A 14,361-nucleotide genomic window follows, 5' to 3' on the forward strand; every position below is an offset into this window, starting at 1 on the left:
AGGGGGGATAAGGCCGCGATGGCGCAATCTCCGCGCGACGTCGAGACCGAGGTGACCGATTTGACGGATCTATCTCTGTCCGAAATCGATACACTTGAGCCGTCTTGTCGGGCTGAGTCTCTTGCTCGGATTCTGGCCGCCGACGCGGATCCGGCCGATCCGCTGTACGGTGGCCAGCCTCCCGTGGGGGTCTTCGAGGCGCCGCCCGATCCGTGGTGATGAGCATGGAATCGCCCAAGCCGCCGTTCATGCCCTCGGTTCGATGCGGGGGTCGTCATAACCGGCGCGGCGAGGCGGCGCATTCCTCTATTGTTGCTGCGGTGACAACCGTGCCGAGGTTCCGGTCATGTCCGCCGACGATTTGACGGCGTCCGATACCTGGTGCCCGTTTCCGGGTATGCGTCCTTTCCGCGTGGACGAGGATCTGCTCTTCGCCGGCCGCGCGAACGAGACCACCGCCGTCACCGATCTCTGGCGCACCGAGCGGCTGACCATTCTCCACGGGCCGCCGGGCGTCGGAAAGACCTCTCTGCTGCAGGCCGGCGTCATGCCGCGTCTCGACCGGGGCGGCGCCAACGTTCTCCCCGTGGGGCGGGTCGCCCGCGGTCCGATCGTCCCCGACGCCGCGCTTCCCGCCGGGAACCCGTTCACCCGCACCCTCCTGCGCACGCTCGCGCCGGGCGCCTCCCTCCCGGCCACCGCGGTGGGCCGGTTCCTGCGCGACGCCGTGCGACGCTCGGCACCCGCCCTCGTCGCGATCGACCAGGCCGAAGACCTCTTCCGGGGAGAGCGCGCCGACGAGCGCCGGGAGTTCCTGGCCGCCCTGGCGGCCGCCCCGGACGTGCACCTGCTGATCAGCGTCCGTGACGACCGGGTCGACGCGCTGCTGGCCGAGCTCCATCCCCTCGTACCCGCGCGATTTCAGCTGGAGGGACTCTCGCCCGCCGCGGCGTCCGACGCGATCCGGCGCCCCCTCGACCGTACGGGCCGGACCATCCCCGCCGCCGTGGCGGACGCGATGGTGGAGGACCTCACCACCGCACGCTTCGTCGACGAGGCGGGCGCCCGTACGCACCGGCGCCTGCCGGCGGTGAGCCCATGGCAGCTGCAGGCCGTCTGCGCGCGCATGTGGCGGAACCGGCCCGCGGCCGGGCGATCGCTCGTCGACTCACCACCGGACGCCGACGACGCCCTCGAGGAGGCACTCTGGGCGGCCGTCTCGGCCGTCGCCGCGACGTTCGACCGTGACGCGGCACGGCTCTGCGCCTGGATCGCGCGGACCTTCGTCTCTCCGGACGGCACGCCGCGCACCGTGGCACCCGGTGACGGCGCCGACGTTCCGCACACCCTTCTCGACGCGCTGACCGACCGTTGGGTCCTGCGGACGAGCGGCGACGCCCGCCACTACACGCCGCACGGCGACCGCATCCTGCGACCGCTCGTACGGCTGGCACGACGCGCCGACGATCTCGATCCGCCGTTCGTCGCGCCCGCCGAACGGCTGCGCGCCGCCCTCGACGCCCTCGCGGACGGCGACCCGGAACGGGCCGAACACCAGGCCCGGCAGGCCGCCGAGTCCCCGGCCCGCGACGTGGGCGTGGAGATCGACGCGCACACCGTCCTGGGCAACATCGCCTTCGCACAGGGCGACCTCGCCCAGGCCCAGGACGCCTACCAGCGTGCCGTGATGCTGCTGGAGACCCGGCGCGACCAGGCGGCGGTCGGCGTGATGCTCGCCGCGATCGGACGGGTGTCCCTGCGACGCGGCGACTCGGCGGGCGGGCTGAGCCTGCTCCGGTCCGCCGTGGCACGCATGCCCGCCGACCGCACGATGAAGACCGAACTGGCCAGAGCCCTCGCGGACGCCGGCGACCCCGCGGCGGCGGCCGCGATGCTGGGCCCCGTCATGACGGCCGCCGAAGACGACGACGCACGCATCCTGCACGGCCGGATCCGCGCCGAGTTCGGCGAACGCTTCCCCTGATCCGCCCGGTCGGCCCGCCTCCGAGGACCGGGCCGGCTTCCGTACGTCGACGTCCGAGCCCTGGCCGGTCAGGTCGGTTGTCGTGTGTCGGCGTTCGCACACTGGCTCGGCGACGGCCGGGCAGCCGATCGTCGTGTACCAGGGGTCCGCGCATCGGGCGGCCGCAAGCACCGGCCGTCGGTGTCCCCGGCAGGGGCGGGTCGGTTCTCATACGCCGACCTCGCGCACCGGCCGGCCACAGACACCTGCCGGGTGGCAGCGTCCTTACCGCCGAGACTTGTCGGGGTCAGAACAACGAAAGGTCTCGGCGACGTACGGTCGGCGGGCATGCCCGACCGGAGCAGGCTCAGCCCGCAGCTCGTGTCAGGCGGCGCGGTGGACCCGGCCGTCGGTGGCCCTGGCAGGGGTGGGTCGGTTCTTCACGCCGACCTCGCGCACCGGCCGGCCACAGACACCTGCCGGGCGGGCCGGTTCGCCTCGGCGTCCGCGTATGGGCCGAAGCGACGGCTCATGTCAGGCGGCGCGACACACCCGCCCGTCCGATGGGCTTCGCGCCCAGCCGGTGGGCAGGCGGGCGGCGTCGGTCACGATCGCTCCGGTGAGGTCCAGGCCGACGAGCCGTACCCGGCCCAGGTCCGCGTCGCCCAGCTTCGCGCCGTCCAGCCTGGCTCCCGACAGGTTCGCCCCGGCGAGCTCCGCATCATGGAGATCGGCCTCCGACAGGCGGGCGTCGCTGAGGACGGCGCCGTCGAGCTTCGCCGTGGACAGGTCGGCGTTCTCCGCGCGTACCTGGGACAGCGTCGCCCCGCTGAGTACGGCCTTCGGCAGCAGGCAACTCCGCATCGTGGCCAGTGTCAGGTCGGCCGCGCTGAGATCCGCCGAGCTCAGGTCGGCCTCCGTCAGGTCGGTGCCGCGGAACACCGCACCCGCGCCCTGAACACCGCACAGCGTCGCACCCGTCAAGGTCGCCCTGGTCAGGTCCGCGCGGGTGAGGACGGCGTCGGTCAGGTCGGCCCCGGGTGACCGGGCTCCGGTGAGGACGGCGTCGGTGAGCACGGCTCCGCGCAGCCGCGCGGAGTCCAGATGCGCCTCGCCGAGCCGGCCGCGCGTCAGGTCCGCGCCCGTCAGGTCGGCCCTGGCGAGCTCCGCACCGGACAGGTCGGCACCGGCGAGGTCGGCCCCCGCCAGAGCGGCACCGGACAGGTCGAGCCGGGCCAGATTCGCATCCCGCAACGTGATCCGGCCCTGGTCGGCCGCCGGTGTCCGGCGCGCCAGCACGGTCATCGCCGCCTGCAGATCCTGCGGGACCTCTTCGCCGCGGGCCTTGGACGTACGCCGGACGAACGCCGCGAGAACCTCCATCACCGCGGGATGGTCACGGGGCGAGTCGCGGGCGATGCGTTCCAGCGAGTAGATGGCGCCAAGCCGGATGTCGATCGCCTCGCCGCCCAGTTGATCGATGGCCTTCGCGAAACGATCCGTGAGCTGGACCGCTTCGCTCTGCTCCAGGGCGCGACGGCTGTCCTCTTGCTGCCGCTGGGCCTGGAGCGTCGCCAGCTCCAATGTCATCCGGTTGAGTTCGCTCTGCTGGCGCGCCAGGGCGAAGTTGCGTGCCGTGTAGACGAACCCGCCGGTCGCCAGCAGCCCGGCGAGGATCTGGACCAGTCGGCCGCGGGCGGCGTCGCGGGCCGCCTCGAGCTTCTCCGCTCGCTGCGCCGCAGGTACGTGACGTGCGTCGTGCTCGGCGATCGCGTCGGCGAGCGGCCAGAACAGGAAGGTCAGCAGGGCGAGGATGGCGATGACGGCCGCGAGCGCGCCGGCCACCCGCCACGCCCGCCTCTTCGGCAGCGTTCCGCTCTGAAGTCCCTTGACCACATCCCGTACGGTAAATCGGCCTATCGAGCGGGATACGTGACTTTTGACGAATAGTGCCTGGGCGGCGGCGACTTTCGCCGTTTCCAGCGGTGCGGCACATGCGCGTCCCCGTGCGGCGGCAGGCGGTGTCCAAGGTCACGCGCTCCCGTGAGCCCGCGTGGCGGTCACTCGGCGGGGACGGCGTAGCCGGGGATGGACGGCCAGCGGACCGTCATCACGACCGACTCCTCCTCGGCGTGCCAGGAGTGGTCGACGCCATGGCCCCACACGACGTAGTCGCCCGGTTCGGCCAGTACGACGTCGCCGTCGGGGAACTCCATGCGGAAGCGCCCGCTGATCAGGACGAGCAGGGCGGTGCGCTTCTCCTCGGTGGCCCACCGCGCCCGCCGGTCGCCGCGCGGGTGCACGCCCCACTTGATCTCGACGTCGTCGCTGTGCCGGATGTCGCCGATCGGCTTGAAATGCCCAAGGAGCCAGCCTCGATCGCCGGCCGCATCCACGGCGGCCCTGCCCACGTACACGTTCTCCACGGTGCGCGACCGTAGCAGCACCGTTCCTAGGGACTGAGCATGAGTTGTGCATGCTCAGCCGGACGCTCCGAACGGTGTTGAGCGTCCTGGTTGCCCGCTTTCGCTCCGTTCCCGGGCGGCACGGATCGTGTCCGTGGTCCCGTGATGCGGGGGCGGGCTTCCTCACGCCTCGGGGCACCTGGTGCGGCCTGGACGGTCCGATGCCGCTGCTCATCGCTCTGGTGAGCAGGGGGCGGTGCCGTCCGTCGCCGGATCGGGTGTCCCAGGGCGCGTCGTCCGATCGCCACCGCCGCCGCGTCGTGGCGGGTGGCCTTTTCGGTTCTTGCTGGTGAGGGGTTTTTGCCAGTGTTGGGCCCCCCATTTGCTGGTGTAGGCGGGGTCGACGGCGACGATGGTGATGCCGAGTTCGGCCGCCATCGACACCAGCCGGTTCCGTAGCTTGGCCACGGGCATGCCGGAGATCAGCTTTCGGAACCGCTTGCGGCGCCCGTGTTTCTCCCGGGTCGTGTCCGCGGTGAAGTCCAGGTCTTCGATCGCGATCGCAAGCCGGTGCCGTGCGGCCCAGTGCAGGAGGCGGGTGAGGGCGTGCCGGACCTGGGCGTCGCGGTGCTGCGTGGTGCCGGACAGGTCGTAGTCGAATCGAACGGGATTACCGACGGGGTTGCCGTGGGAATCGAGTCTCCGGGCGGCAAGGTGGTCGGCGTTGGTGTCCACGCCGATCAGCCCACCGGCCCTGGCGGCTTGCAGGGGCATGATCTTGACGGGTGGGATGGTCCAGGACGCGGTCAAATACCAGCGTCCGCGTTGCCTCATGAACGCGGTAGGCCACAGCCCGGTTGGTGCTCACCCGGTCGCGCCATTGCTCGCCCCGGTGCGGGAACGACACCCTCGCGGCCAGGACGTACCGGCCATGTGCGGCGGTGGCCAAGCGGACCAACGGCGCCGGGAGCTTGATACTGACCTCACCCTCAGGCGTGACACGGATCGTCTCATTCCCATACCGCTTCCCGGACTCGCCATCAGCGGCCAGGAACCGGCGCGCGGCCTCCCACTTTTTACGCCATTCGGCCTTGGTGAGTTCGGCGGCGTCCAGGTTGTGTCGGGTGCGCAGCAGCTTCTTGCCGCCCCGCACGATACGCACGCGCCCGGCCTGCCAGTCCGCCCGAACGGCGGCCAACCGGTTCTGCAACACGCCCAGACGGCGGGTCTTGGCGAACCACTCCTCCGCGTCGCGGTAACCACCCGGTGACCGCTTCGTGCCCTTCTCACCCACCGGCAGCGACAGCCGGTGGGTGATCGTGGCGATCCCGGCCTCCAAGCTTTGAATGTGAGCGAGCCGGCCGCGCCGTGCCAGCGCCCACTGATCATGCGTGGTCTTCGTGATCGAACCCGCCCACCGCGACGACGACTCGGCGGTCAAAGCCCGCTTCCGATCCGCCCACTGGCCGGTGTCGTGATCCAGCCCCGCCGCACACCGCGCCTTCAAATCGCGGGAGGCAAGCGAGCCCAGGTGGTCACCCACCAGCCGCAGTACCTTCACATCGGCCGGCGTGAGACCTTTCAGCCGGTCACGAATCGCCACGCCCGACGGCCCGACCGCAACGAACGGCGCGGCGAACCCATGGGCAGGACCACCGGCCGGACGGGAAACGGGACGCGCCGCTGAACGCACGTTCGAAGGTTAACGATGCTCCAACCGCAACGTCAACCAATAGTAATCACTCAGATGCGATGGGCTACCAGAGCGTTGTCATCGTGTGCAGTCGGCCCGGACCGGCCGCCGTCCGCCGGATCCGCGCGTCGAGGACGGGGTCGTCATGACGGGACTCCTTCCCCAGGAGCGCCGTTTCCGCGAATTGAGGGCGGGGCCGTCATGGCGCGTCGCCTTCCCCGGTTGTGCCGGTTCCGCGCGTTGCTGGCCGGGTCGTCACGACCGGCCTTCCGCACCGGACCCGCTGCGCCGCATGAGCGTGCCCAGCCGGGTCTGGGGACCGCCGCCGGTCTCCCACGCCACCGGCTCCCACCCGCGGGTCTCGAGCATCTCGACGCACCACAGCAGCCGCGGGAGGTTTCCGTGAAAAGGCTGGAGCGAAAGGCCGGCTTTCGGGCGAGCGGCGACGAAGACGTACCGATGTGGGCAGCCGTCGAGAAGAGTCGGATCGTGGGCGAGGTCGTCGACCTCGATGTAGCGCTGCTCGAGAACACGCTTCTGCGGATCCATCATTCCTCACCTTCGCTCGTGGCGGGCGGGTCTCTGCCCGTCAGCCGGTGTCACCGGTGTTCGAGCGGGCCGCGACGAGGTCGGCGCGCAGGCCCTCGGCGGCCGTGGCCGGCTCCTTCTGGTCGAGCGAGGTGAAGGCGGCGGCCGCGCGCTCGGTTCCGGCGATCGCCTCGTCGAAACGCTCCAGCGCGCCGAGGATGCGCGCCTCGTCGAAGTCGACGAGGGCCGTCTCCCAGGTCAGGGCGGCCGGCTCGTCCTCGGGCAGGCCGGCCAGCGCGGACCGCGCGGTCACCATGACGGCCAGGCCGTCCTCCACCCGGCCGCTCCACATCACGCACAGGGCCTGCCGGCGCAGGGCCTGCACGGTCCCGTACGGGTCACCCCCTGCCGTGGACGCCTCGGCCGCCGCGGCGAAGCGTTCGGCGGCGGTCGCGTCCTTGTCGAGGCGGCTCAGCAGGTCGCCGGCCTCGACGAGGAGGCGGGCGGCCACGGTGGGCTGCTCGGCGCGTTCGTCCTCGGCGAGGCGGGTGAAGTTGCCGGCGGCGGCGTCGAGTTCGCCGAGTTCGCGCTGGGCGTTGGCGAGGAGGTAGCGGGCCCGGCGCTGGGCGTCGGTGTCGCCGTGCGCTTCGAACAGCGGCAGCGCCTCCTCGGCGGTCTCGGCCGCCTCCAGGAACCGGCCGGTGTCGAGGTAGGCGACGCACAGGTCCTGCCGCGCGTAGGCGGCCTGGTGGTGGGAGCCCTCGGCGGTGAAGACCGCGACGGCCTCGATCAGGTCCTCGGCGGCCTGGGCGGCGTCCCCGCGCGTCAGCAGGCGACCGCCCCGGACGGCGTACGCGCTCGCGCGGAACGCCGGCATGTCGGCCGGAGCGTGGGTGACGGCCTCGGTGAGCAGCGCGTCCGCCTCGGCGGCCTCCTCTTCGTTCTCGCTCGCGGCCAGCCGCTGACCGAGGAGGAGGGCGGCCTCGGCGAGGGCGGCGCGCTGATCGCTCCGCCGGTAGCCGTCGGCGGCTCGCCGGAGCGCGGCGATGACCTCCGGCTCACGCCGGGCCGGGGCGAGGATGCGGGCGCGCGTCATCTCCAGGTCGGCGAGCTCGTCGAGGTCGTCGACCGCGGGTGCGCCGTCCAGCAGGGCGAGGGCCTCGTCGGTACGGCCGGTCTCGCCGTACGCCGCGGCCAGCCGGCCTCGGGCGGCGAGGGCCCGCCGGGGGTCGGTCGCGTTGGCGTCCAGCCACGCGACGGCGGTCTCGAGCAGGGGCAGGCCCGCGTCGGCCTGGCCGGTCTGGCAGAGCACCGCGGCGTACCTGCTGCTCGCCGCCTGGGCGCGCTCCTCGTCCCCGCCCCGCGCGTACAGGTCCGCGGACCGCCGCCACACGTCCACCGCGCCCTGCGCGTCCCCGGCGAGGAGGCGTTCGAGGCCTTCGCCGTCGACCCGGCGGCCCTGCTGGACGAGGGTGAGGTCACTGGCGATCGCGTCGACGCGCCGCCAGGCGGCGAGCGCCGGGTCGGACTCGCGCCGCCTCCAGTGCTTCTCGGCCAGGTCGAGCAGCCGGTCGACGTCGTCGATGGCCGCGAGGTCGTCCTGGCGCGGCGCCGGGGCGGCGGGCGGCGGCGTGGCGCGGCGCGCGTACGGGGTCAGCGGGAGGTGCTCGACGAGCGGTTCGGCGTCGAGCAGTTCGCGGATGAGGCGGCTCTGCTCGGGCGTGCCGTTGCGGGCGTCGAACCGCGCGGCGACGTCGAGCGCGTGCCGGGTGAGCTCCTCGCGCAGTTCGGCGGCGGGCACCTCCCCGGCGGGCCGGTCGCCGTGGGCCGGCCGGCGTACGGTGACGTCCCCGTGGCCGATCTTCGCGAGCCGCCGGAGCAGCAGCGCGCCCGCGGCGGCGAACCGCATGCCGTTGTGCGGGGTCGGGGCGCGATCGAGCCAGCCGAGGTGGCGTTCGAGGATTTCGAGGCCGCGGGCCTCGTTGCCGCTGCGCGCGCAGAACTCCAGGTGATAGGCGATCGCGGACAGCTCGGACAGCCGGTCGCGCTGGGCCCGGTACGCGCGCCGGTGCGCGTCGGCGGCCGCCTCGAGGCGGCCCGTGCGGAGGAAGACGGGGAGCAGTTCGGTGAGGATCGTCTGGGGCTGTTCGTCGCAGCCGATGTCCCCCCGCAGCAGCGGTTCGGCGAGCGCGACCGCGTCCTCGTCCCGGCCCCGCGCGGCCAGGTAGGAGACCTTCGTGCTGTGGTCACAGCCCTCGCAGTCCGACAGCGGCGTACGAGGAGCCGCGTGCCACCGGGTGTACCACTCCTCGGCGGCCTCCGCGCCGTGGATGTGCTGGGTGACCTCGGTACGGCACATGTAGACCGGCTGCAGCCCCTCGCCGGCCAGCCGGTAGCGGCGCTCCATGTCGTCGAGCACCGCGAGCGTACGGTCGAGCGGGATCTCGGGGAACTTCGTCAGCCCGGTGACGGTGGACTTGAACCCCCAGTAGAGGACATGCTCCTCGCCCCAGTCCGGGTTCCGGTCGTAGTCGCTGAGGCAGCGGGCGAACACCGCGAACGCCTTGGCGCGCTCACCGCTCTGGACGTACTCCGTGCGCAGGTGGTTGCGGATCCGGTAGGCGAGGCGGTCGTCGCCGGCGGACTCCGCCTGGCGCAGCGCCTCCTCCACCATGATGGTCCGCGCCTGGCCGTACGGCAGCTCTCCGGCGCGGCCCATCAGCTCATACGCCTGCTCAACAGTCATGAGCCCTCCTCCGGGGTGGGGTCGTGGACGGCCCAGTCGAGCAGGCCGAGGAAGGACCGGTTGAGCACGGCGGTGTCGGCGGCCCGCAGGGGGTGGTGGCCGAGTAGGAGCGCCTGGCCGTAGAGGGCCTGGACCGCCAGCTCGATGAGGCCGGTCTCGGTCAGTGCGGTGATGCGACGGGCGAGCGGGTTGCGGTGGTTGAGGACGAGCTGCGGGCGGTCGCTCGTGGACGCCATCCCCTCCAGCGCGCCCAGGACGTCGGACCACAGCGCGTCGGCGGACTCGCGCGCCTCGCGGAGCTCGGCCTGGTGACGGGCGGCCCGGCTGGTCATGTACAGCGCGGGCAGCGACGCCGGGTCGAAGTCGCGGACGACGACCTCACAGCCCAGCGAGTCGACGGCCCGCTGCGCGACGGCCAGGAAGGGGCGCAGCGCCAGCTCGGTCTCGGGGTCGAGCACACCGAAGTGGGAGGTCAGCTCCGACGAGTCGAGCGGCCGCAGGACGGCGTCGGGGTCGATGGCGGGCAGCCGTTCGATGAGGTCGGCGTCGTAGACGTAACCGCCGTTGACCAGCGGGACGCCCTGCGCGCCCGAGACGGCCGCCAGGCGCCGGAACTCGTCGAGGTCGGCGGTGTAGCGGCCGTCACGGTGCCGGGTGCGGAACTCGGCGAGCGTCATCGGACCGGCGGACGTCTCGAACTCCAGCCACCGATCGACGATCCGCAGCATGTCGTCGTCGCGCAGCGCCATCGCCTTGACGCCCAGGTGGTGCAGGCGCAGGAACGCGCGCAGCCGGGCCGGGTCGGTCTCCGACAGCCGTACGAGCCACTGCCGCACCTGCTGCCCGAGCGCGTCGCGGGTGGCGTCGAGCAGCTCGTCCTCGTACAGGGCCTCGCGCCCGGCCGTCGGCCGCAGCTCGCCGGCGTCGACCACGCAGCGGACGAAGAACGCCCAGTCGGGGAGCAGCCCCTCGACGCCCTCGGCCAGCAGCATCCGCTTGAGGTAGACGCGGTGCGCGCCCCGCGCGGTCGGCGTGACCGGCTGCGGGAGGACGTAGGCGACGCCGGTCAGCCCGGCCTCGGGGACGTCCAGGTCGATCACGTCGAACGGCGCGAACCCGAACAGGTGGCGGCAGTACTCGTCGAGCGCCGCGCGGCGGCGGCCGGGGTCGGGGTACGCCGCGCGCCACGGCGGGCCGCCGCCGGTGATGCGCCGCCCGTCGACCGTCAGCTCGACGGGGAGCAGCTCGCCGTACGTCGCGGCCAGTTCGGTGACGGTCGCGGTGGTGAGCCAGTCGTCCGCCCCACGCCGGGCCCGCAGGCTCACGGTGGTGCCCGGCTCGTCCCGGGTGCCGGGTTCGACGCGGTAGCGCCCGTCGGCGAAGCCGGTCCACCGTACGGCCTCGCCGCCACGGGCGGAGCGGGTGACGACGGTGATCTCGTCGGCGACGAGGAACGCCGACAGCAGGCCGATGCCGAACTGGCCGAGGAAGTCGTGCCGGGCGAGACCGAGCTCGTCGCGCTTGGAAGACCGGCCGATGGTCGCCAGCAGCTCGTGGACCTCCGCCTCGGTGAGGCCGATCCCGTCGTCGTGCACCCGGAGCTCGTCCCCGGTCTCGATCCGGATCCGCGCCGGCCCATCGCCGCGAGCGGTGATGGCGTCGACGCCGTTCTGCAGCAGCTCCCGCAGGTAGACGCGGGGACTGGAGTACAGGTGCCTGCTCAGCAGATCGACGACCCCGCGCAGATCGACTTGGAACGCCTGGTCCACCCCGTTGACCTCTCATCGATCGGCATTGCTGCCGATCACCCTAATGGCGGCCTATCCGGCACGCGCCCCGATATCGCGAGACGTGGCGTAGGGAGACGCGGGGCGGGTATAGGCGTGTCGGCCCCTGTCAACGGGGTGTCCGGCCCCGTCAAGGGGTGTTCGGAGCAAGGAGGCGGACATGGGGGAGCCGCACGAAGCACAGCACGCGAAGCGGGACACCGGCGGCGCGCCGCCGGTGGAGGCGGAGACGCCCGTCGAGGAAGAGGACCCGGACAGCGGACCCAGCACCGGTCCGGCCCATCCGGAGGACTTCAGCCCCGACGACTTCGAGTGAACGCCGCCCCGGCCGCGGGGACGGGGGGCGGGCGGTGAGCGGCGGGTGGGTCCAGCCGCTCTCTGCTGTGAAACCCGATCGGCCAGTCGGTCCTCGGTCTCCGCTGACCCGTGAGGCCCGCTCTTACCTGCGGCTCGGCTCGCCACCCCCTATGTGCGGTCATTCCCCGAAGGTCGGGGGCCATAGATCGGCCTGATCTATTGAATTCCTCGAAACCATCGATTGGACTGATCTGTGCTCCGGCGGCCACGCTGGTGGCCATGACCGAGCTGTCGCTGACCGACGTCCTGCGGGCCCGCCGGACCATCGAACCGCATCTGCCGCCGACTCCCCTGTGGTCCTACCCCATGCTGAACGAGGTCGTCGGCGCCACCGTGCACGTCAAGCACGAGAACACCCAGCCGACCGGCGCCTTCAAGGTGCGCGGCGGGATCACCCTGCTCGCGGGCATGCGGCCGGAGGAGCGTGAACGCGGCGTCCTGGCGTTCTCGACCGGCAACCACGCCCAGTCGATCGCCTACGCCGCACGCCTCTTCGACGTCCCGTGCGTGATCGTGATGCCGGAGAACCCCAATCCCGCCAAGGTGGGCGCGGTCCGGGCCCTCGGCGCGGACGTCGAGGTGCACGGCCGGGGGATGAGCGAGGCGCAGGAGCACGCCGAAAAGGTCGCCGACGACCGTGGGATGACGCTGATCGGCGTCGCGGAGCCGGAGCTGATCAGCGGGGTCGGCACGCTGTACCTGGAGATCTTCGAGGCGGTGCCCGATCTCGACGTGCTGTTCGTGCCCGTCGGAGGAGGCAGCGGGGCCGCCGCGGCGTCGCTCGTCGCCTCGGCGGTCGCACCGCGATGCCGGGTCATCGCGGTGCAGTCGGAGTCCTCGCCCGCCGCGCACGACTCCTGGCGGGCCGGCGCGTGCGTCACCCGGCCGAACCACACGGTCGTCGAGGGGCTGGCGACCGGACGCGGGTTCGACCTGCCGCAACAGATCATGCGTGACCGCCTGACCGACTTCGTGCTGGTGTCGGACGGGCGGATCCGGAGCGCGCAGCGGCTCCTGCTCACCCACGCGCACACCCTGGCCGAGGGAGCCGGGGCGGCGCCGCTGGCGGCGCTGCTCGCCCGCCGCGCCGAATTCACCGGGCGGCGGGTCGGGGTCGTCTGCACGGGAGGCAACGCGTCGGCCGCCGAGGTCACCGAGGTGCTGGCCGCCGCCGACCCGGCCGGATGAGCCGAATTCGGCGGCCGGAGGAGCAGGTGAACATAGCATGAACTCGCGCGGTCGACAATAGGGCCACCGCATCAGCCTGATCGGGACTCGCGGCTCATTTTTCATGCCTATCCCGAGTGTTACTTTCTGCGGAACATTCCCCGCTGAAAGCGAAGGTCGGGCGTTGAGTTTCAAGTATGTTACGGCGGGTGCGGTGGCCGTTGGCGCCTCCATGGTCGGCGTCCTGCTCGCGTCGGCGCCAGCGCAGGCATCTACTTACCCGCCCCTTGGAAAGAAGACCCTGAGTCGACCGTACTCGAAGACCTACTGCCATTATTCCAAGGAATTGAAGCGGGGGATCAACGAGAAGCTTTCGGGGACGGTCCGTTACAAGCGGAACGCATACAAGTTCAACAAGAACATCCGCGTCCGTTTCTTCGACCCGACGCTCGTGAATCCCACGGTCACCGTCACGACCACGAACAAGTGCGGCAAGGGCGCCAAGGCGGCCAAGGTCGATCGCACCGAGCTCACCCAGAAGTGGTACGACTGGAAGTGCCAGACCTCGGTTTCGGTGTTCGTCGGCTACCCCTGGTCGGTCGGGGTCAGCGGCACCATCAAGTGCGGTAAGACGAAGGCCGCGGATCGGAAGACGAACTACGGCAAGGGCTCCCACTACACGCAGTACAACTCCGGCGCGCCGGTGCGCTGGTCCTGGGGCAGTGATGGGAAGGGCATCGACAAGGGCGGCAAGATCTGCCTGAACGCCGACGCCGCCGCGGTCGCGTACATCGGCAACAGGTCCGACATGGCCTTCAGGCAACTCGACATCTGCGTGACGGCGTCGTGGGGGGCGAAGTGATCCGTCGCGTCATCGTCGCCGCGACCACGATCGCCGCGGGCGCGCTCATCGCGCCCACACCCGCGCTGGCCTCGGCCTACCCGCCGCTCGGCAAGAAGACCTTGAGCCACTCCTACTCCACCGGCTACTGCTTCACTTCCAAGCAGCTGAAGAGGTCGCTCGTCGTGCGGCTGTCGGGGCACGTGCAGTACCAGCGGAACGCATACAAGTTCAACAAGAACATCCGCGTGCGGTTCCACGACCCGACCCTGATCAATCCGAAGGTCGATGTGAAGGTCGCCAACAAGTGCGGGAAAGGCGCCAAGAAGGCCACGGTCAGCCGGACCAGGCTCGACCAGCGCTGGTACGACTGGAAGTGCAACCGGAAGATCGGCATCACGATCGGCGTCGACCACGAAAAACAGTGGGGCGTCAGCGTCTACACGACCAAACGCTGCGGAAGCACCACGGCCGCCGACCGGGCGACAACGTACGGCCGAGGGTCGCACTACGAGCAGTTCAACAGCGGCGCCCCGGTCAAGTGGCACTGGGGCAGCGATGGGAAGGGAATCGACAAGGGCGGGAAGATCTGCCTGAACGCCGACGCCGGGGTCACGGCGTACATCGGCAACACGTCCGACACGGTGAACAGGCCGGTGTCGGTGTGCGTTCCGGCGTCGTACGCGTAGAAGTGAGTCGATTCGGGCCCGGGGCGCCGGCGGTCAGCCGGTCGCCCCGGGTTCGTCCGGGGCGGCGGCCTCAAGGGCGGCGATGCGGCGGCGCGCGGCCGTGAGGCGCATGCGCCGCGAGTTGCCCCACGGACCGGTCCGATGGGACCGGGCGACCGTGCGGTAACTTCGCTTTTCGGGGCAGG

13 protein-coding genes are annotated in these 14,361 nt (G+C 71.6%); 6 read left to right on the plus strand and 7 right to left on the minus strand.

Annotation, left to right across the window (positions count from 1 at the left end; genetic code table 11):
- Positions 1-18: 18 nt before the first annotated feature.
- Positions 19-219, plus strand: coding sequence for a hypothetical protein (locus ABEA24_RS27390; RefSeq protein ID WP_345434002.1), 201 nt, complete (start codon positions 19-21; stop codon positions 217-219).
- Positions 220-397: 178 nt separating this feature from the next.
- On the plus strand, positions 398-1,984 hold the full coding sequence (locus ABEA24_RS27395; protein WP_345434003.1) for an nSTAND1 domain-containing NTPase: 1,587 nt from the start codon (positions 398-400) through the stop codon (positions 1,982-1,984).
- Positions 1,985-2,497: 513 nt separating this feature from the next.
- Here ABEA24_RS27395 and ABEA24_RS27400 read toward each other — a convergent pair.
- From ABEA24_RS27400 to ABEA24_RS27430, 7 genes are all read right to left on the minus strand, one after another.
- The gene (locus ABEA24_RS27400; RefSeq protein WP_345434004.1) at positions 2,498-3,859 is read right to left on the minus strand and encodes a pentapeptide repeat-containing protein; all 1,362 of its coding nucleotides are present in this window, start codon (positions 3,857-3,859) and stop codon (positions 2,498-2,500) included.
- A gap of 164 nt (positions 3,860-4,023) precedes the next feature.
- The gene (locus ABEA24_RS27405) at positions 4,024-4,389 is read right to left on the minus strand and encodes a cupin domain-containing protein (protein ID WP_345434005.1); all 366 of its coding nucleotides are present in this window, start codon (positions 4,387-4,389) and stop codon (positions 4,024-4,026) included.
- Between the two features lie 210 nt (positions 4,390-4,599).
- Positions 4,600-5,103 (minus strand): IS200/IS605 family accessory protein TnpB-related protein, encoded by a 504-nt coding sequence (locus ABEA24_RS27410; protein ID WP_345434006.1) that lies wholly within the window; start codon positions 5,101-5,103, stop codon positions 4,600-4,602.
- Complete coding sequence (locus ABEA24_RS27415; protein WP_345434007.1) at positions 5,039-6,061, minus strand: hypothetical protein; 1,023 nt, start codon at positions 6,059-6,061, stop codon at positions 5,039-5,041. The genes ABEA24_RS27410 and ABEA24_RS27415 overlap by 65 nt, the downstream gene beginning before the upstream one ends.
- A gap of 255 nt (positions 6,062-6,316) precedes the next feature.
- On the minus strand, positions 6,317-6,610 hold the full coding sequence (locus tag ABEA24_RS27420; protein ID WP_345434008.1) for a hypothetical protein: 294 nt from the start codon (positions 6,608-6,610) through the stop codon (positions 6,317-6,319).
- A gap of 40 nt (positions 6,611-6,650) precedes the next feature.
- Positions 6,651-9,335 (minus strand): hypothetical protein, encoded by a 2,685-nt coding sequence (locus ABEA24_RS27425; protein ID WP_345434009.1) that lies wholly within the window; start codon positions 9,333-9,335, stop codon positions 6,651-6,653.
- Positions 9,332-11,104 (minus strand): HSP90 family protein, encoded by a 1,773-nt coding sequence (locus tag ABEA24_RS27430; RefSeq protein ID WP_345434010.1) that lies wholly within the window; start codon positions 11,102-11,104, stop codon positions 9,332-9,334. The genes ABEA24_RS27425 and ABEA24_RS27430 overlap by 4 nt, the downstream gene beginning before the upstream one ends.
- A gap of 178 nt (positions 11,105-11,282) precedes the next feature.
- On the opposite strand from ABEA24_RS27430, the gene ABEA24_RS27435 reads away from it, so the two are divergent.
- The 4 genes from ABEA24_RS27435 (at position 11,283) to ABEA24_RS27450 (ending at position 14,176) form a co-directional block, all read left to right on the plus strand.
- Positions 11,283-11,438, plus strand: coding sequence for a hypothetical protein (locus ABEA24_RS27435; protein WP_345434011.1), 156 nt, complete (start codon positions 11,283-11,285; stop codon positions 11,436-11,438).
- Positions 11,439-11,698: 260 nt separating this feature from the next.
- Positions 11,699-12,667: a threonine ammonia-lyase gene (locus ABEA24_RS27440; RefSeq protein ID WP_345434012.1), complete on the plus strand. Its 969-nt coding sequence runs from the start codon at positions 11,699-11,701 to the stop codon at positions 12,665-12,667.
- Positions 12,668-12,860: 193 nt separating this feature from the next.
- On the plus strand, positions 12,861-13,508 hold the full coding sequence (locus tag ABEA24_RS27445; protein ID WP_345434013.1) for a hypothetical protein: 648 nt from the start codon (positions 12,861-12,863) through the stop codon (positions 13,506-13,508).
- Complete coding sequence (locus tag ABEA24_RS27450; RefSeq protein WP_345434014.1) at positions 13,505-14,176, plus strand: hypothetical protein; 672 nt, start codon at positions 13,505-13,507, stop codon at positions 14,174-14,176. Before ABEA24_RS27445 ends, ABEA24_RS27450 begins: the two co-directional genes overlap by 4 nt.
- Positions 14,177-14,361 lie beyond the last annotated feature (185 nt).

The organism is Actinoallomurus vinaceus (assembly GCF_039542055.1).
Lineage (GTDB): Bacteria > Actinomycetota > Actinomycetes > Streptosporangiales > Streptosporangiaceae > Actinoallomurus > Actinoallomurus vinaceus.

Excerpts from the sequence above, each read along its gene's own strand:
- ABEA24_RS27390 (WP_345434002.1), top strand. The coding sequence starts at position 19 with ATGGCGCAATCTCCGCGCGACGTCGAGACCGAGGTGACCGATTTGACG.
- ABEA24_RS27395 (WP_345434003.1), top strand. The coding sequence starts at position 398 with ATGCGTCCTTTCCGCGTGGACGAGGATCTGCTCTTCGCCGGCCGCGCG.
- ABEA24_RS27420 (WP_345434008.1), bottom strand. The coding sequence starts at position 6,610 with ATGGATCCGCAGAAGCGTGTTCTCGAGCAGCGCTACATCGAGGTCGAC.
- ABEA24_RS27425 (WP_345434009.1), bottom strand. The coding sequence starts at position 9,335 with ATGACTGTTGAGCAGGCGTATGAGCTGATGGGCCGCGCCGGAGAGCTG.
- ABEA24_RS27435 (WP_345434011.1), top strand. The coding sequence starts at position 11,283 with ATGGGGGAGCCGCACGAAGCACAGCACGCGAAGCGGGACACCGGCGGC.
- ABEA24_RS27440 (WP_345434012.1), top strand. The coding sequence starts at position 11,699 with ATGACCGAGCTGTCGCTGACCGACGTCCTGCGGGCCCGCCGGACCATC.